Raw genomic sequence first — 16,586 nt, 5'->3', positions numbered from 1 at the left:
TGCGCACTGCGCAGATCCGGCTGCACCGTTTGTCCAGCACGTCGGACTGTGGATACAGTGGCCCGACCCCCGGCGACGTCGCCGCTCGGCCCTGCCGCCCGACGTGCGCCCTCCGCAGGCACGACCGAACGCAGCAAGGACGCACTCTCGACGATGACCTCTCCCGTGTCCCCGACCTCGACCACGCCGTCGCCGCATCCGCGTCTCGACGCGGTGCCCGCCTACAAGCAGGGCCGCTCCGCTCCGGCCGGAGCCTCGAAGCTCTCCTCCAACGAGTCGCCGCACCCGCCGCTGCCGTCGGTCGTCGCGGCGATCGCCGACCGCCTCGGATCCCTCCACCGCTATCCGCAGATGACCGCCCCCGAGATCATCGGCCGCCTCGCCGAGCGCTACGGCGTCGCCCCGGATCTGGTGACGGTGGGGGCGGGCTCGGTCGAGCTCGCCGCCCAGCTCATCCACGCCACGGCCGGCGAGGGCGACGAGGTCATGTTCGCCTGGCGCTCGTTCGAGGCGTATCCCTCGCTCGTGCGCGTGGCCGGCGCGACCCCCGTGATGGTGCCGCTCGACCGTGAGCACCGCCACGACCTCGACGCCATGCTCGCGGCGATCACCGACCGCACGCGGCTGATCTTCGTGTGCAACCCGAACAACCCCACCGGCACGGTCGTGGGACCCGAGGAGCTGGAGCGCTTCGTGGACGCCGTGCCGCGGGACGTGCTCGTGGTGATCGACGAGGCGTACGTGCACTTCGACGACTCGGCGTACTTCGGGCCCGCGACGACGGCGACGGATCCCGGGCGCGGTGCCGGGCTGGAGCTGTTCCGCCGCTACCCGCACGTGGCCGTGCTGCACACCTTCTCCAAGGCCTACGGGCTCGCCGGCCTCCGCATCGGCTACGCGATCGCGCCGGCGGCGATCGCCGCCGCGCAGCGCAAGGTCGCGGTGCCGTTCGGGGTCACCGACCTCGCCCAGGCCGCCGCGGTCGCATCCCTCGATGCGCAGCACGAGCTCGCGCTGCGTATCGCGGAGGTCACCGCGCAGCGCGACCGCCTGCAGCGGATCCTCGTCGACGCGGGCTGGCCCGCCGTCGCCTCCCGGGCGAACTTCGTCTGGGTGCCGGCGGGGGAGCGCTCGGTCGAGCTCGACGAGCTCCTGCACACCGGCGGCGTCGTCGCCCGCACCTTCCCCGGCGAGGGCGTCCGCATCTCGGCCGGCTCCGCGGAGGACGTGGACCGCGTCGCGGCCGCACTCCGCGCCGTCCCCGTCACCGACCAGATCCCCGACACCGCAGCCGTTCGCGAGGAGGCGACCGCATGACCACCGAAGTGCCCCTGACCACCACCACGACCAAGGGCCTGCATCCCGGGCTCACCCGCCGCCAGATCTCGATGATGGGCCTCGGCGGCGCGATCGGGGCCGGTCTGTTCGTCGGCTCGGGGCAGGCCATCGGCATCGCCGGCCCCGCCGTCATCGTCTCGTACCTCGTCGCCGGCACCATCGTCGTGCTCGTCATGGCGATGCTCGCCGAGATGGTCGCGGCCAACCCGTCCTCCGGCGCCTTCAGCTCGTACGCGCAGAAGGCCATGGGACGCAGCGTCGGCAGCGCGGTGGGCTGGCTGTACTGGATCCAGCTCGTCGTCGTGATCGCGGCCGAGGCGACCGGCGCCGCGGGCATCGTCGCCCACCGCTTCCCCGGGCTGCCGGAGTGGGCGTGGGTGCTGCTGTTCGTGCTCGCGCTCACCGTCGTGAACCTGCTCGGCGTGCGCAACTACGGGCGGTTCGAGTTCTGGTTCGCCGCGATCAAGGTCGCCGCGATCATCGCGTTCCTCGTCGTCGGCGTGCTCGCGATCGTCGGGCTCATCCCCGGGACGCCGGCCACCGGCATCGGCAACCTCACCGACCACGGCGGCTTCGCGCCCACCGGGATCGCCGGCATCGCGGGCGCCCTGCTGATCGTGGTGTTCGCGTTCGGCGGCACCGAGGTCGTCGCGATCGCCGCCGCCGAGTCGGACGACCCGTCGCGCAACATCAGCCGGATCGTCCGCCAGGTGATGGTGCGGATCCTGGTCTTCTACGTCGGATCCATCTTCGTGATCGTCGCGGTGCTGCCGTGGAACTCGAAGGACGTGCTGGCGGGGCCCTTCTCGGCCGTGCTGGACACGCTGAAGGTTCCCGGCGTCGGGCTCGTGATGGACCTCATCGTGATCATCGCGCTGCTCTCGGCGATGAACGCGAACATCTACGGCGCCTCCCGCATGGCGTTCTCGCTCGGCGAGCGCGGTCTGGCCCCGCTCGCCCTCACCCGCACGAGCGTCGCCGGCGTGCCGCGCGTCGCCGTGCTGAGCTCGGTCGCGTTCGGATTCGTCACGGTGATCCTCAACTGGATCTGGCCCGAGCAGGTGCTCCCGGCGCTGCTGAACGTGGTCGGATCCACGCTGCTGATCATGTGGACCGCGACGGCGCTCGCGCAGTTCATCCTGCGTCGGCGTGCGGATGCCGCAGGCATCGTCCTGCCGATGCGGATGTGGGGCTTCCCCGGCCTGTCGATCGTGACGCTCGTGCTGCTCGGCGCGGTGATCGTGCTGACGATGTTCGATGCGGGCGCGCGCACCCAGCTGCTCCTCACGATCGCTCTCACGGTCGTGCTGCTCGTGGTGGCGCGGCTCACCCGCGGGCTGTCGCGGCCCGGCGTGCTCAAGGACTCCGCCGACGACGGGTTCCGGAGCTGACATGCGCATCGATGCCCTCGACGCGGCCCTGATCCGGCTGCTCACCGATGAGCCGCAGCTGCCCGTGCTGGAGTGCGCCCGTCGGCTCGGCGTGGCGCGCGGCACGGTCACCAGCCGGCTCGCGCGTCTGCACGAGAACGGCGTGATCGAGGGCATCGTGCCGCGCATCGACCCGCGCGGCTTCGGCTACGCGCTGACCGCCTTCTGCCAGGTGGAGATCGATCAGAAAGTCGGCCACGACGACGTCGCGGAAGCGCTCGCCTCGGCGATCCCGGAGGTGGTCGACATGTACACGGTGACCGGGGCGAGCGACATGCAGCTGCGCCTCGTCGCCCACAGCGCGGAGCAGCTGCAGGAGGTGCTGGACCGGATCGCGCTCGTGCCCGGCGTCGCGCGCACGGCGAGCTCGATCGCGATGCGCACGCACCTCAGCGGGCGCGTGCTGCCCCTCGTCGAGCACGCGGCGCGGGGGTGACGGCGGGGCGCCGCCCGGACGGGCTCAGCCCGCGTTGCGCGGATGCCGCCGGGCGGCGCGTTCGTTGCCGCGCCGGTAGTTTCCGGTGATGCGGGCCATGAGCAACTGAGGCTCCTCCGTCTGCACCTGATCCAGGAACTCGACGGCGCGGCGTCCGCGCAGGACCGCCGCGGTGACGCCGCGATGCGCGATCACGACGTCGTCGCCGCGGAGGGAGTACGAGAATCCGGACGGTGCCGCCATCGGGCTACTCGTCGTTCCCGGTCCAGCCCTTGCGGCGGAACCACCACCACATCAGGCCGGCCGACAGCGCCATCGATCCGAGGCCGAGCAGGAAGAACGACCACGGCCCGCTCAGCACGTGTGCGATCGCCCAGTCGAAGTTCATGCCGAAGAAACCGGTGAGGAAGCTCAGGGGCAGGAAGATCGAGGCGACGATCGCCAGCTGCTTGGACGTCTCGCCCTGACGGTTCGCGACCGTGGACAGATACAGGTCGGTGCATCCGGCGACCATCTCGTGGTAGCCGTCGAGCTCGTCGGTGATCCGGATGAGGTGGTCGTAGATGTCGCGGAAGTAGTCGTGGCTGTCGGCCTCGAGCCCCGCCAGATCCGTGATGACCTCGGCCTGCCGAGCGAACAGGTCGCGCATCGGCACGACGGCGCGGCGCAGCTTGAGCAGCAGCCGCTTCAGGCGGAAGGTCTCCTCGAGCTCGTGCCGGCCGGCTCCGGCGACGATCGCGTCCTCGAGGTCGTTGATCTCCTCGTCGAGGTCGGCGAGCACGGGGAAGTAGCTGTCCACGATCACGTCGATGATCTTGTAGACGTAGTAGCGCTCGGTCTTCGGCGCCGTCGAGCGCTCCAGGAGGGTGCGCACCTGACGCAGATCCTGGAAGCGCTCGCCGTGCACCGTCACGATGAACTCGCCGCTGAGGTGGCAGTGCACCTCTTCGAGCGGGTGGTCGTTCTCGTCCTCCGGATGCACCTCGACGGCGGCCTGAAGCACGAGCAGTGCGCCCTCGCCGTAGACGTCGAGCTTGGGCCGCTGGCCCATCCGCTGGGTGTCCTCGATCGAGAGCGGATGCCAGCCGAGCAGCTGACCGAGCTGCTGCACCTCCGCGGCGGAGGGTGAGACGAGGTCGAGCCAGAAGAACTCGCCCTGCGCGCGCAGCTGGGCGATCAGGGTCTCGTCGACGGTGTCGAGGATGCGCATGTCAGATCCAGGTGATCATCCAGTTGTGGGCCTGCCAGAACCACCAGGGCACGGGCAGACCGATCCAGAGCGGGTAGTAGAACGCGCTGAGCAGCACGATCAGCACCACGATCACGACGACCGTGCGCTGGCCGGCCTGCCGGCGATGGCGCGGCGCGCTCCGGATCCCGGCGATGTCGCGCAGCGCCAGCACGAGTGCGAGGATCAGGAAAGGCGCCATCACCACCGTGTAGAACTGGAAGATCGTGCGCTCGGGGAAGGCCAGCCACGGCAGGTACGTCGCGGCGAGACCCACGAGCGGGATCGCGTAGCTCCACGGCATGGGCGATCGCCGCACGAGCCCGCGCACGAACCGCACCAGCAGGTACACCGCGGCCGCGACGCCGAGGTACCAGATGAGCGGATTCGGGATCGAGGTGATCGTGCCGATGCAGTGGTCGGTGCCGAAGCACGGGGCGTCCTGCCCGCCCACCCAGAACGCGGTCGGACGGATCAGCAGCGGCCACTGCCAGGCGGGGCTCGCATAGGGATGCGACGACGTGAGCCCGACATGGAACGCCAGGATGTCGGAGTGGTACTTGGCCCAGGAGGCGAGCGCGTTGCCGGCCACCGCGTTGCGATCGTAGCCGCCTCCGGTGAGGAACCATCCGCTCCAGGACGCGAGGTACACGGCCGCGGCGGCCGGCACGAGAAGCAGGAAGCTCGCCGGTCCCTGGCGCAGCACCGCGTCGGTCGGCCAGAGGGCGACACCGGCGCGGCGACGCGCGAGGGCGTCCGTGATCACGAGGTAGATGCCGGCGGCGGCCAGCACATAGGCGCCCGACCACTTCACGCTGGTCGCGGCACCGAGCGCGATGCCCGCCATCACGACCCAGGGACGGCGCCAGAACACCCTGCCCCACAGCGTCGGGGCGTCGCCGCGCTCATGCGAGGCGCGCTCCTCGAGCCGTGGCATCACCCGCTGCCTGTCGTAGACGAGGAAGAGGATCCCGAGCACGACGAAGAAGGTGAGGATCCCGTCGAGCAGGCCGATCCGGCTGAGCACGATGCCCAGCCCGTCGACGGCGAGGAGGAGACCCGCGAGCGTGGCCGCCGCGACCGACCGGGTCAGCGCCTTGGCCAGCAGGTAGACCACCAGCACCGTGAGCGTGCCGATGACCGCCGTGGAGATGCGCCAGCCGAAGCTGGAACCGGGACCGAACGCCGCGATGCCGAGGGCGATCAGCCACTTGCCGAGCGGAGGGTGCACCACGAAGGCGCCGGCGGTCTGCAGGGCACCGGTGTCGCCGGTCGCGAACAGCTCGTTCGCCTTGTCGCCCCAGGTGGCCTCGTAGCCGTGCACCCACAGCGACCAGGCGTCCTTGACGTAGTAGGTCTCGTCGAAGACGATCGTGTGCGGATGCGCGATCCCCGCGATCCGCAGCACGGCCGCGAGCAGCGTGACGAGGACGGGCGCGAGCCAGCTGATCAGGCGGAGCCGCGCCGGATCCTCCAGCCACGCGTCGCGCAGCCGTTCCCAGGCGGTCGGGCGGTCGTCGTGCCGGCCGTCGAGGGCCGGCAGCAGGGGCGCGGTCACCCGCTCAGCCTATGCTGGGGCGGGTGATCATCCTCGCGGCCACTCCGATCGGAAATCTGGGCGACGCGTCCCGCCGCCTCGTCGAGGTGCTGGAGAACGCGACGGTCATCGCCGCGGAGGACACCCGCACCACGCAGCGGCTGCTCCAGGCCCTCGGCATCGCGAACCGGCCGCGTCTGATCGCCCTGCACGACCACAACGAGAAGGCCAAGGCCGGCGAGCTCGCCGAGCTCGCCGAGTCGCAGGATCTCGTCGTGCTCAGCGACGCCGGCATGCCCACCGTGAGCGATCCCGGCTACGGGCTGGTCGCCGCGGCGGCCGAGCGCGGGGTGACGGTGACGGCGATCCCCGGGCCCAGCGCCGTCGTCACCGCGCTCGCCGTGTCCGGGCTGCCGACCGACCGGTTCACCTTCGAGGGCTTCCTGCCGCGCAAGCCGGGCGAGCGGCGCTCGGCCCTGACCGCACTGGCGACGGAACCCCGCACGATGGTCTTCTTCGAGTCGCCGTCGCGTCTGGCGGCGACCCTGGGCGACATGGCCGCGGTGTTCGGCGACGACCGGCGCGCGGCGGTGTGCCGCGAGCTCACCAAGCTCTACGAGGAGGTGCGCCGCGGCGGCGCCGCCGAGCTCGCCGCGTGGGCGGAGCACGGCGTGAAGGGCGAGATCGTCGTGGTCGTGGAAGGAGCCGCTCCGCGGGAGGTGTCGGCGGAGGACGCCCTGGCCCAGGTGCAGGCGCTGGTCGCCTCGGGCGTGCGCCTCAAGGAGGCGTGCGCGGAGGTCGCCGCCGCCACCGGGCTCGGCTCCCGGGACCTGTACCAGGCGGCGCTCGCCGCCCGCTGAAGCGCGGTGCGTCCGCTCGCGCTGCTCACTCCTGTCGGCGCTGCGCCGTATTGCGACGCGTCAGCAGGTTTCGACCGCGCGAACGCCGTGTTGACGGCGGGGCGCAGGCCGAGCGTCCGGGGCGCGGGGCACGCTGTGGGGATGCGGGACGAGCAGGTGGCGGCCGCGTACGACGCGCGTGCGGCCGAGTACATCGCGCTGATCGGGAGCCTCGACCAGATGGAGCGCGCCGACGTGGCGCTCATCGCGCGCTGGCGGGACGAGACCCCGGGCTCGCTGCTGGATGCCGGCTGCGGGCCAGGGCTGTGGACCGCGTTCCTCGCCGGGACCGGGCGGGACGTCATCGGCGTCGACCTCTCCGCGGAGTTCCTCGCCGCGGCCCGGGAGCGCCATCCGGCTCTCCGGTTCGAGGCTGCCTCGGTCCGCGACCTGCCGTTCGCGGACGAGGCCTTCGGCGGGGTCCTCGCCTGGTACTCGCTGATCCATCTGCCTCCGGACGAGCTCCCCGCGGTGATCGCCGAGCTCGGGCGCGTGCTCGCCCCCGGCGGACGGATGCTGATCGGATTCTTCGACGGCCCGCCGGGCGAGCCCTTCGCGCACGCGGTCACGACGGCGCACTACTGGTCGGCCGACGCGCTCACCGTCCTGCTCGGCGACGCGGGGCTCGCGGTCGTGCACGCCGAGCGTCGCGAGCGCGAGCCCGGTGCCGCGGGGAGCGTCCGTCCGCACGGCGCCGTGATCGCCGAACGAAGGGCGAGCGTCTGAGCCGGAGGCGTGGGGGCTGCAGGCCTGCCCGTCGTCATCGTCCGAACCGGCCCGCGCATCCCGCCTAGAATCGAACGCATGCCCGCAGGCGAGTCCTTCTACATCACCACGCCGATCTACTACCCGTCGGACGTGCCCCACATCGGGCACGGCTACACCAGCGTCGCCGTGGACACCCTCGCGCGCTGGCACCGCCAGTCGGGCGATGACACCTGGATGCTCACCGGCACCGACGAGCACGGCCAGAAGATGCTGCGCGCCGCGGCCGCGAACGGCGTCACGCCGCAGGAGTGGGTGGACAAGCTCGTCAGCGAGAGCTGGTTCCCGCTGCTCACGACGCTCGACGTCGCCAACGACGACTTCATCCGCACCACGCAGGAGCGGCACGAGCGCAACGTGCAGGTGTTCTTTCAGAAGCTCTACGACGCGGGCTACATCTACGCCGGCGAGTACGAGGCGCTGTACTGCGTGGGCTGTGAGGAGTTCAAGCCCGAGTCGGAGATCGTCGACGGCACCGGTCCGTTCGAGGGCCTCAAGGTGTGCGCGATCCACTCGAAGCCGCTCGAGCTGCTGCAGGAGAAGAACTACTTCTTCAAGCTCAGCGAGTTCCAGGACCGCCTGCTCGAGCTGTACAAGACGGAGCCCGACTTCGTGCGTCCCGACTCGGCGCGCAACGAGGTCGTCTCGTTCGTCTCGCAGGGGCTGAAGGATCTGTCGATCTCGCGCTCGACGTTCGACTGGGGCATCCCGCTGCCGTGGGACACGTCGCACGTCATCTACGTGTGGGTGGACGCGCTGCTCAACTACGCGACCGCCGTCGGCTACGGCTCCGACGAGGAGCTCTTCGCCCGCCGCTGGCCGGCCTACCACGTGGTCGGCAAGGACATCCTGCGCTTCCACGCGGTCATCTGGCCGGCCATGCTGATGGCGGCGGGCCTGGAGGTCCCCAAGGGCGTGTTCGCGCACGGCTGGCTTCTCGTGGGCGGCGAGAAGATGTCGAAGTCGAAGCTCACCGGTATCGCGCCGACCGAGATCACCGACGTGTTCGGATCCGACGCCTACCGGTTCTACTTCCTCTCCGCGATCGCCTTCGGGCAGGACGGATCCTTCTCCTGGGAGGACTTGTCGGCGCGCTATCAGGCCGAGCTGGCGAACGGGTTCGGCAACCTGGCGTCGCGCACGATCGCCATGATCGAGCGCTACTTCGGCGGGGTCGTGCCGGCAGCCGGCGAGTACGCCGCGCAGGATCTCGCCGTGCAGCAGATCGTGGCCAAGGCCGCCGCCGACGCCGATGCCGCCGTCGAGCGGTTCCGGATCGACGAGGCCATCGCCGACGTGTGGACCATCGTGGACGCGCTCAACGGGTACATCACGGAGAACGAGCCGTGGTCGCTCGCCAAGGACGAGGAGCAGAAGGAGCGCCTCGGCACGGTCCTGTACACGTGCGCCGAGGGGCTGCGCGCGCTCGCCGTGCTGCTCTCCCCGGTCATGCCGCAGTCGACCGCGAAGCTGTGGGACGCCCTGGGCGCCTCCGCGGGCCTCGGCGCGCTCACGGCGCAGCCGCTGCGCGACGCGGGGCGCTGGGGGCAGCTGCCCGCGGGCACGCAGGTGCAGGCCCTCGCCCCGCTGTTCCCGCGCATCGAGGCGACGGCCTGAGCCGATCCGCATGAGCGACGCCATTCCCGAGACGTACGTGCGCGAACGCGCCGCGGACGGGCGGAAGGACCTGCGGTATCCGCCGCTGCCCGAGCCTCTCACGGTGCCGGTGTACGACAATCACTGCCACCTCGAGATCGCGGACGGCGACGAGTCGCTCACGCTCACCGAGCAGCTCGACCGCGCGCAGGCGGTCGGCATCCTCGGTGTCGTGCAGGCCTCGGGCGACATCGACTCGTCGCGATGGGCGGTGGCGGCGGCCGAGGCGGATCCGCGGGTGCTGGCGGCCGTCGCGATCCATCCCAACGACGCGCCGGCCTACGCCGAGGCGGGGCGGCTCGACGAGGCGCTCTCCGTGATCGACGAGCTCGCCGCGCACCCGCGCACCCGCGCGATCGGGGAGACCGGGCTCGACTACTTCCGCACCGAGGAGCCGGGACGCGCCGCCCAGCACGCGTCCTTCGAAGCGCACATCGCCCTCGCGAAGAAGCACCGCATCGCGATGCAGATCCACGACCGCGATGCGCACGACGACGTGCTGGAGACGCTGCAGCGCGTCGGCGCGCCCGAGCGGACGGTGTTCCACTGCTTCTCCGGCGACGCTGCGATGGCACGGATCTGCGCCGACGCCGGTTACTACCTGTCGTTCGCCGGCAACGTCACGTTCAAGAACGCGCAGAACCTCCGCGATGCGCTCGAGGTCACGCCGAGGGAGCGGATCCTCGTCGAGACGGACGCGCCGTTCCTCACGCCGGTGCCTCTGCGCGGGCGTCCCAACGCGCCGTACCTCGTTCCGCTCACGGTGCGGTTCATGGCCGCGGAGCTCGGTGTCGAGCCGGACGAGCTCGGCGCGCAGATCGCCGCGAACACGCTCGAGGTCTACGGCTCGTTCGCCTGAACCTCGTCGACCACGGGCCGGGCGGAGACGATCTGCGAGATCGGCCGCCAGACGAAGAGCAGGGTGACGGCCGCGCCGGCGAAGGCGAACCACCATGGCGCGGTGAGCCCCCACGTCTGCGCGATCACGCCGCCGAGCGCCTGCCCGATCACCATGCCGCCGAACACTCCGACCGAGTTCACGGAGGACACGCGTCCCTGCAGCTCGTGCGGGACGAGCCGCTGTCGCACGGTCGTCGAGATCGTGCCCCAGATGAACGCGTAGAAGCCGAACACGAACATGATGGTCAGGGCGATCCAGCCCTGCGTGGTCAGGGCGAACGCGAGGTGCATGACGACCTCGAGGGAGAGGCAGACCCGCATCATGGTCGCGAACGACACGTGGCGCTCCAGCCAGCCGAAGCTCAGGGTGGCCAGCAGGCCGCCCGCGGCGGACGCCGTGGTGAGCATGCCGTAGCCGACGGCGCCCATGTGGAGGTGCTCGGTCGCGTACAGCACCAGCACGCCCCACGGCGCCGCCCAGGTCACGTTGAACAGCAGGATGATGAGCACGAGCGTCCGCACCGGCGGGTTGCGCCACAGCCAGCGCAGCCCCTCGGCGATGCGATGCACTGAGCCTGTCGAAGTGTCGGTGTGCACCTTCGCGCCGGACCCGGGCGTGCCCGCCTCCGCGCCGCCGAGGTCGTCGCCGGACCCGGCCGTGGAGCGCGGAGGTACCGGCGTCCGCGCGATCCGGGAGATGAGCACGACCGCCAGGCTCACGCAGACCGCCTCGAGCAGGAACGGCCAGGCGTGCCCCGCGGCGAACAGGAACGCGCCGAGCGGAGGGCCGGCGAACTGGTTCGCGACCAGGAAGCCCGCCTGCAGCCGGGCGTTGCCGAGACCGAGATCCGCGGGCTTCAGGAGCATGGGAAGCAGCGTGGATCCGGCGGTGTCGACGAACACCTCGGCGGTGCCGTAGAGGAACGCGGAGGCCAGCACGATCCAGATGTTCGCCGTGCCGGTCACGAGGAAGGCGCACAGGGCGAGCAGCACGACGGCGCGCGCGGCGTTGGCCGCCATCACGAGCCGGCGGCGGTCGAAGCGGTCGGCGATCGCCCCGGCATGGAGGCCGAACACGAGCCAGGGCAGGAACTGCAGGATGGCGCCTGCGGCGACGAGGATCGGCGACGACGTCATCGACGCGATGAGCAGGGGAGCGGCGGCGAGGGCGACGCCGTCGCCGACGTTGCTGGTCCAGCTGGAGGCGAGGAGCCAGCGGAAGTCCCTGCCCATGCGCCGTGGCGCGACGAGTTCACCGATCGAGGGCATCCGAGAAGACTATCGAGCGTGGGGGACAATGGTCAGATGACCGTCTCCCTGCTCGGCGCCGCCGACATCCGCCGGCTCGCGTCCGAACTCGACGTGACGCCCACCAAGAAGCTCGGCCAGAACTTCGTCGTCGACGCCAACACGGTGCGCAAGATCGTGCAGGCGGCGGAGGTGCAGCCCTCGGAGCGCGTCGTCGAGGTCGGCCCGGGCCTCGGATCCCTCACCCTCGCGATCCTGGAGACCGGGGCGAGCGTGACGGCGGTCGAGATCGATCACCGCCTGGCCGCGCGGCTCCCGCAGACCGTCGTGGACCGGGGGGTGCCGGAGGGCGCGCTGACCGTGGTGGACGCCGATGCGATGCGCGTGACATCGCTGCCGGGGGAGCCGACGGTGCTCGTCGCGAACCTCCCGTACAACGTCTCGGTGCCCGTGCTGCTGCACTTCCTGGAGACCTTCCCGTACCTCGCCCGGGGCGTGGTGATGGTGCAGGCCGAGGTCGCGGAGCGTCTGGCGGCGAAGCCCGGATCGAAGATCTACGGCGCACCGAGCGTGAAGGCCGCCTGGTACGGCCCGTGGCGCCTGTGCGGCACGGTCTCCCGGCAGGTGTTCTGGCCGGTGCCGAACGTGGACAGCCTGCTGGTGGGCTTCCGGCGGGATCCGGAGCCGCGGGGCACCGAGGAGGAGCGGATCCGCACCTTCGAGATCGTGGACGCCGCGTTCAACCAGCGTCGCAAGATGCTGCGTCAGGCGCTGTCCGGTCTGTTCGGCAGCTCGGCGGAGGCATCGGCCGTGCTCGAGGCCGCCGGAGTCGCGCCGACCGCGCGCGGAGAGGATCTCACGGTCGACGACTACCAGCGCATCGCGCGGGCCGCGCGACAGGACTGAGCGGACCGGATCCGCGTCTCCACGAAGTTGTGCCCCCTCGGGTTTCGGGTTCCCGAGAGGGCACAGTCACTTCGACTGGAGGTACCTTCACGTCGACCGAGTCCCCAGATCTCGATCGACATCCTCAGCTGAGATCTTGACAATAACACCGGATCACCTTGTCCCCCAAATGGGGGACAAGGTCAAATGCTGAGAGTTTGCCGAGAAAGGGCGCGAGGCGACGGGACGGAGGTGCTCCACGCGGCTCTGGAGCGTCTGCAGCCACGCGATCACCGACCCGAAGGCGAGCGCCTCGAACACGGTGAGCGTGATCAGTCCGGCGATCAGCGCCGTCATCCCCACGACGAGGACGACGATCGCCCCGAGGGACAGGCGGTCGAGGGTTCGCGACAGGCCGCGCAGGTGCAGCCGGTGCATGAGCAGGAGCCCGGCCGACGATGCGAGCGCCCCGTTCGCCGCGCGCTCGTGGGCGAACACGTTGAACGACAGGGGCAGCACGCCGACCAGGGCCAGGCTCAGTCCGAGGCCGACGATGAGCAGGGGGACGACGACGGGGACGGCGCCGTTCGCCGGTAATCCCGCGGCGGAAGCGGCCTTGAGGCCCCGGCGGACGGGCCACGCGCTCAGGGCGATGACGGCGCCGGCGAGCATCATCCCGCCGTTGAAGAGCGCACTCGATCCGTCCTGCATCGCGCCGAGCCGGCTGAAGCAGGACAGCCACCATCGCGGGTCGGAGGTGGTCAGCGCTGCAGCGGAGATGCAGACGCAGAGCACGCCCGCCGCGAGGAGGACGAGAGGGGTACGCCGGGGCCAGTGCATGACAGTTCCTGTCGCCGCACGCTCGGGCGAATGCACTGTTCGGGTGGTGATCCGCACTGGGGTGAGCGTGATCGGACGCGGATCGGGCTCGGTCCGCGGTTGGCCGATCATCCTAGCGAGTTCCCGAGATATCGGCGAGCGCCCCGGTGTCTGCGACAGGTGCGGACCGCCCCCGGAAACCGCCGAAGAGGGGGAGGCGATGTCGCGCTGCGCCGCTAACCTGGGACGGTGACCGAGCCGCGCTTCCGCCCAGACGTCCTCGACATCCACCGCCCCTACACCGCCGCGGCGGACCGGTACGAGGGGGCCCATTTCCGGCAGGTGGGCTCCTCGGGCCTCTACCTGCCGGCGATCTCGCTGGGGCTGTGGTGGAACTTCGGCGACAACATCCCGCTCGACCAGCAGCGCGCGCTGCTGCGGCACGCCTTCGACCGGGGGATCACGCACTTCGACCTGGCCAACAACTACGGCCCGCCCTACGGCTCGGCCGAGAAGAACTTCGGACGCATCTTCGCCGAGGATCTCCGGCCCTACCGGGACGAGCTGATCATCTCGTCCAAGGCCGGCTGGGACATGTGGCCCGGGCCGTACGGAGACCTCGGCAGCCGCAAGTACATCCTGGCCAGTGCGGAGCAGTCGCTGACGCGGATGGGGCTGGACTACGTCGACATCTTCTACTCGCACCGGGTGGATCCGGAGACGCCCGTCGAGGAGACCGTCGGGGCGCTCGACACGCTGGTCCGCCAGGGCAAGGCGCTGTACGTCGGGATCTCGTCGTACAGCGCGGAGCGCACGGAGGCGGCGGCGGACGTGGCCCGGGAGCTCGGCACGCCCCTCGTCATCCACCAGCCGTCCTACTCCATCCTGAACCGCTGGGTGGAGGACGGCCTCACCGAGACGCTCCGCGAGGAGGGCATGGGGGCGATCGCCTTCACGCCGCTCGCGCAGGGACTCCTCACCGACAAGTACCTCGGCGACGGCACCGCGCAGCGCGCCCAGAAGCGCGGATCCCTGCCGGACAAGCCGCTCAGCGACGAGGGCCTCGCGATCCTCCGGGCGCTGAACGACCTCGCCCGCGAGCGCGGGCAGAGCCTCGCCCAGCTCGCGCTGCAGTGGGTGCTCCGCGACGGCGTGGTCGCCTCGGCGCTCATCGGCGCCTCCCGGCCGGCGCAGCTCGACGAGAACCTCGCAGCGCTCGACGCCCCCGCGCTCACCGCGGAGGAGATCGCGCGCATCGATCGCATCGCCGGCGCCGGACTCGATGTGGACCTGTGGTCGGTCTCCTCGGAGCTGTGACCGGATGAGCATCGCGGAGGAGCGGCCGGGCGACGAGCACGTGCGGCGCGTGCACGTGCGCGCACCGGGCAAGATCAACCTCTTCCTCGGTGTCGGCGACCTCGACGAGGACGGCTATCACGAGTTGTCGACCGTGTTCCAGGCCGTCTCGCTGTACGAGGACGTGATCGCCACCCCGGCCGACGACTTCACGATCGCCGTCTCCGGCGTGGCCGATCCCGACGCGGTGCCTCTCGACGACCGCAACCTCGCGATGCGCGCGGCCAAGGTGCTCGCCGCGGCCACCGGATACGACGGCGGCGTGCATCTCGACGTGCGCAAGAGCGTGCCGGTCGCGGGGGGCATGGGCGGAGGCTCCGCTGACGCCGCAGCCGCGCTCGTGGCGTGCAACGAGCTGTGGCGCACGGGTGTCGACCACGGACGGCTGCACGAGCTCGCCGCGCGACTCGGCGCCGACGTGCCCTTCGCCCTCATGGGCGGCACCGCGGTCGGCTCGGGGCGGGGCGATGTGCTCACTCCCGCGCTGTCCCGCGGCCGGTACGAATGGGTGCTGGTGCTCGACGACGAGGGGCTCTCCACGCCGTCCGTGTACCGCGCGTTCGACCTGGTGATGGCCGAGGATCTGCAGGCCGATCCCGCCCGGCATGCGCAGCGGCGCAGCGCGGATCCGGTGCAGGTGCCGCCCTCGTTCTTCGAGGCGCTGCTGTCGGGCGACCCGTTCGCACTCGGCCAGAGCCTGCGCAATCAGCTGCAGGCGGGGTCGTTCCGGCTGAGGCCGCAGCTCGAGGAGCTCATCGACCGGGTGCGCGACTCGACGGCCGTGGTGGGCGGCATCGTCTCGGGATCCGGTCCGACCGTGGCGTTCCTCTGCGAGAGCGCGACGGGGGCGGACGCCGTCGCCGAGCGCCTGCGCGAGCAGGGGCGCACGGCGCTGCGTGCGCACGGACCGGTGCGCGGCGCGCACGTGGTGTCGACCGAATCCTGACGCCCGACGTGCGCGGCCCGGACTCGGCCCGCATAATGGGGTAGATCCATGTGACCGTGCACATCGAGGAGGCTCTGCATGTCCACCTCCTCCGATCGCGCCCGCATGCCGAGCATCCGCGACGTCGCGCGACTGGCCGGGGTCTCGCACCAGACCGTCTCGCGCGTGCTCAACGATCACCCCAGCATCCGCCCGGAGACCAAGGAGCGCGTGCTCGACGCGATCCGCGTGCTCGACTACCGGCCGAACGTCGCGGCGCGCGCGCTCGCCACGAGCCGGTCGAACATGCTGGGCATCCTGTCGGCGACCACGGGGGAGTTCGGGCCGACCTCCTCGATCGCCGCGATCGAGGATGCGGCGCGCGCCGAGGGCTACTCCGTGAGCACGCTGAACCTGCCCGACACGACGCCCGAGGTGATCGGCGCGGCGGTGCGGCAGCTGGTGCGGGAGGCCGTCGACGGCATCGTCGTGCTCGCCCCGCAGGTGCGCGTCTTCAACGTGCTGCGGGGGATGGCGGTGTCCGTGCCTTTCGTCAGCCTGCAGACCGCCTCCGGCTCCGACGGGTTCAGCCACTCCGCCGACCAGCTGGCCGGCGCGCGGATGATCACCGAGTACCTGATCCGGCTGGGGCACAGCGACATCCTGCATCTGGCGGGACCGCAGGACTGGATCGAGGCGGAGTCGCGCATGCGCGGTTACCTCGACGCGATGCGTGACGCCGATCTGCCGACCATTCCGCCGATCCGCGGCGACTGGACGGCGGACTTCGGCTGGTTCGCGGGGCAGGAGCTGGCCCGCCGCCGCGACTTCACGGCCGTGTTCGCGGCGAACGACCTGATGGCGATCGGCCTGATGCACGGTTTCCGCGATGCGGGGCTGCGGGTGCCGATCGATGTCAGCGTGGTCGGCTTCGATGACATCCCGGTCGCCGCGCACGTCGCCCCGCCCCTGACGACCGTGCACCAGGACTTCGCCGAGCTGGGCCGGCGCGCCGTGCGCATCCTGCTCGCGCAGCTGCGCGGCGAGGCCGTGCCGGAGTTCGGGCCCGTCGTCCCGGTGCTGTGCGGGAGAGAGTCCGCCGCGTCACGGTAGGGACACGAAATGGTCGGTGCGACTTGACACTGTCCGTTCGGGCGTTGCACC

16 protein-coding genes are annotated in these 16,586 nt (G+C 71.1%); 11 read left to right on the top strand and 5 right to left on the bottom strand.

The window, feature by feature from the left end:
* Positions 1–153 precede the first annotated feature (153 nt).
* Genes RL72_RS12805 through RL72_RS12795 form a run of 3 tightly spaced genes read left to right on the top strand, consistent with a single transcriptional unit; the run spans position 154 to position 3,204 of the window.
* Positions 154–1,317: a histidinol-phosphate transaminase gene (locus tag RL72_RS12805; protein WP_045251293.1), complete on the top strand. Its 1,164-nt coding sequence runs from the start codon at positions 154–156 to the stop codon at positions 1,315–1,317.
* Positions 1,314–2,729, top strand: a complete 1,416-nt coding sequence (locus RL72_RS12800) for an amino acid permease (RefSeq protein WP_045251223.1) — start codon at positions 1,314–1,316, stop codon at positions 2,727–2,729. Before RL72_RS12805 ends, RL72_RS12800 begins: the two co-directional genes overlap by 4 nt.
* Before the next feature lies 1 nt (position 2,730).
* Complete coding sequence (locus RL72_RS12795; protein ID WP_045251222.1) at positions 2,731–3,204, top strand: Lrp/AsnC family transcriptional regulator; 474 nt, start codon at positions 2,731–2,733, stop codon at positions 3,202–3,204.
* Positions 3,205–3,228: 24 nt separating this feature from the next.
* Here RL72_RS12795 and RL72_RS12790 read toward each other — a convergent pair whose 3' ends face one another.
* The 3 genes from RL72_RS12790 to RL72_RS12780 are packed head-to-tail and all read right to left on the bottom strand — an operon-like array spanning position 3,229 to position 5,990.
* On the bottom strand, positions 3,229–3,447 hold the full coding sequence (locus tag RL72_RS12790; RefSeq protein WP_045251221.1) for a hypothetical protein: 219 nt from the start codon (positions 3,445–3,447) through the stop codon (positions 3,229–3,231).
* A 4-nt stretch (positions 3,448–3,451) separates the two neighbouring features.
* Positions 3,452–4,414 carry a magnesium/cobalt transporter CorA gene (gene corA, locus RL72_RS12785; protein WP_045251220.1) on the bottom strand — a complete coding sequence of 321 codons (963 nt, stop codon included), beginning with the start codon at positions 4,412–4,414 and terminating at the stop codon, positions 3,452–3,454.
* Between the two features lies 1 nt (position 4,415).
* Entirely contained in the window at positions 4,416–5,990 is a 1,575-nt protein-coding gene (locus RL72_RS12780; RefSeq protein WP_052674394.1) for a dolichyl-phosphate-mannose--protein mannosyltransferase, read from the bottom strand.
* 23 nt (positions 5,991–6,013) lie between these two features.
* Between RL72_RS12780 and rsmI the strand changes: the two genes are divergently transcribed.
* The 4 genes from rsmI to RL72_RS12760 all read left to right on the top strand — a co-directional run bounded on the left by rsmI (position 6,014) and on the right by RL72_RS12760 (position 10,148).
* Complete coding sequence (gene rsmI / locus RL72_RS12775) at positions 6,014–6,829, top strand: 16S rRNA (cytidine(1402)-2'-O)-methyltransferase (protein WP_045251291.1); 816 nt, start codon at positions 6,014–6,016, stop codon at positions 6,827–6,829.
* Positions 6,830–6,970: 141 nt separating this feature from the next.
* Positions 6,971–7,594 carry a class I SAM-dependent methyltransferase gene (locus RL72_RS12770; protein ID WP_045251219.1) on the top strand — a complete coding sequence of 208 codons (624 nt, stop codon included), beginning with the start codon at positions 6,971–6,973 and terminating at the stop codon, positions 7,592–7,594.
* A gap of 78 nt (positions 7,595–7,672) precedes the next feature.
* Positions 7,673–9,250: a methionine--tRNA ligase gene (gene metG, locus RL72_RS12765; RefSeq protein WP_045251218.1), complete on the top strand. Its 1,578-nt coding sequence runs from the start codon at positions 7,673–7,675 to the stop codon at positions 9,248–9,250.
* Positions 9,251–9,260: 10 nt separating this feature from the next.
* On the top strand, positions 9,261–10,148 hold the full coding sequence (locus RL72_RS12760; RefSeq protein WP_045251217.1) for a TatD family hydrolase: 888 nt from the start codon (positions 9,261–9,263) through the stop codon (positions 10,146–10,148).
* On the opposite strand, the gene RL72_RS12755 is transcribed toward RL72_RS12760, so the two are convergent.
* Entirely contained in the window at positions 10,130–11,458 is a 1,329-nt protein-coding gene (locus RL72_RS12755) for an MFS transporter (protein ID WP_045251216.1), read from the bottom strand. The genes RL72_RS12760 and RL72_RS12755 overlap by 19 nt on opposite strands.
* A gap of 36 nt (positions 11,459–11,494) precedes the next feature.
* Here RL72_RS12755 and rsmA point away from each other — a divergent pair, with 36 nt between their 5' ends.
* On the top strand, positions 11,495–12,343 hold the full coding sequence (gene rsmA, locus RL72_RS12750) for a 16S rRNA (adenine(1518)-N(6)/adenine(1519)-N(6))-dimethyltransferase RsmA (RefSeq protein ID WP_045251215.1): 849 nt from the start codon (positions 11,495–11,497) through the stop codon (positions 12,341–12,343).
* A 153-nt stretch (positions 12,344–12,496) separates the two neighbouring features.
* Here the strand turns inward: rsmA and RL72_RS12745 are convergent, their stop codons facing one another.
* On the bottom strand, positions 12,497–13,162 hold the full coding sequence (locus RL72_RS12745; RefSeq protein WP_045251214.1) for a hypothetical protein: 666 nt from the start codon (positions 13,160–13,162) through the stop codon (positions 12,497–12,499).
* A 228-nt stretch (positions 13,163–13,390) separates the two neighbouring features.
* Between RL72_RS12745 and mgrA the strand changes: the two genes are divergently transcribed.
* The 3 genes from mgrA (at position 13,391) to RL72_RS12730 (ending at position 16,535) form a co-directional block, all read left to right on the top strand.
* Positions 13,391–14,458 (top strand): L-glyceraldehyde 3-phosphate reductase, encoded by a 1,068-nt coding sequence (gene mgrA / locus RL72_RS12740; RefSeq protein WP_045251213.1) that lies wholly within the window; start codon positions 13,391–13,393, stop codon positions 14,456–14,458.
* Between the two features lie 4 nt (positions 14,459–14,462).
* Entirely contained in the window at positions 14,463–15,443 is a 981-nt protein-coding gene (locus tag RL72_RS12735) for a 4-(cytidine 5'-diphospho)-2-C-methyl-D-erythritol kinase (protein WP_045251212.1), read from the top strand.
* 78 nt (positions 15,444–15,521) lie between these two features.
* Entirely contained in the window at positions 15,522–16,535 is a 1,014-nt protein-coding gene (locus tag RL72_RS12730; RefSeq protein WP_045251211.1) for a LacI family DNA-binding transcriptional regulator, read from the top strand.
* Positions 16,536–16,586: the final 51 nt, after the last annotated feature.

It is taken from the genome of Microbacterium azadirachtae (assembly GCF_000956545.1).
In the GTDB taxonomy this organism is placed as follows: domain Bacteria; phylum Actinomycetota; class Actinomycetes; order Actinomycetales; family Microbacteriaceae; genus Microbacterium; species Microbacterium azadirachtae.
This window is presented reverse-complemented; position numbering and strand designations above follow the sequence as displayed.

What these genes read in the sequence shown, in the direction of transcription:
- RL72_RS12805 (WP_045251293.1), top strand. Translation starts at nt 154, where the DNA reads ATGACCTCTCCCGTGTCCCCGACCTCGACCACGCCGTCGCCGCATCCG.
- RL72_RS12800 (WP_045251223.1), top strand. Translation starts at nt 1,314, where the DNA reads ATGACCACCGAAGTGCCCCTGACCACCACCACGACCAAGGGCCTGCAT.
- RL72_RS12795 (WP_045251222.1), top strand. Translation starts at nt 2,731, where the DNA reads ATGCGCATCGATGCCCTCGACGCGGCCCTGATCCGGCTGCTCACCGAT.
- RL72_RS12790 (WP_045251221.1), bottom strand. Translation starts at nt 3,447, where the DNA reads ATGGCGGCACCGTCCGGATTCTCGTACTCCCTCCGCGGCGACGACGTC.
- corA (WP_045251220.1), bottom strand. Translation starts at nt 4,414, where the DNA reads ATGCGCATCCTCGACACCGTCGACGAGACCCTGATCGCCCAGCTGCGC.
- RL72_RS12770 (WP_045251219.1), top strand. Translation starts at nt 6,971, where the DNA reads ATGCGGGACGAGCAGGTGGCGGCCGCGTACGACGCGCGTGCGGCCGAG.
- metG (WP_045251218.1), top strand. Translation starts at nt 7,673, where the DNA reads ATGCCCGCAGGCGAGTCCTTCTACATCACCACGCCGATCTACTACCCG.
- RL72_RS12760 (WP_045251217.1), top strand. Translation starts at nt 9,261, where the DNA reads ATGAGCGACGCCATTCCCGAGACGTACGTGCGCGAACGCGCCGCGGAC.
- RL72_RS12755 (WP_045251216.1), bottom strand. Translation starts at nt 11,458, where the DNA reads ATGCCCTCGATCGGTGAACTCGTCGCGCCACGGCGCATGGGCAGGGAC.
- rsmA (WP_045251215.1), top strand. Translation starts at nt 11,495, where the DNA reads ATGACCGTCTCCCTGCTCGGCGCCGCCGACATCCGCCGGCTCGCGTCC.
- RL72_RS12745 (WP_045251214.1), bottom strand. Translation starts at nt 13,162, where the DNA reads ATGCACTGGCCCCGGCGTACCCCTCTCGTCCTCCTCGCGGCGGGCGTG.
- RL72_RS12735 (WP_045251212.1), top strand. Translation starts at nt 14,463, where the DNA reads ATGAGCATCGCGGAGGAGCGGCCGGGCGACGAGCACGTGCGGCGCGTG.
- RL72_RS12730 (WP_045251211.1), top strand. Translation starts at nt 15,522, where the DNA reads ATGTCCACCTCCTCCGATCGCGCCCGCATGCCGAGCATCCGCGACGTC.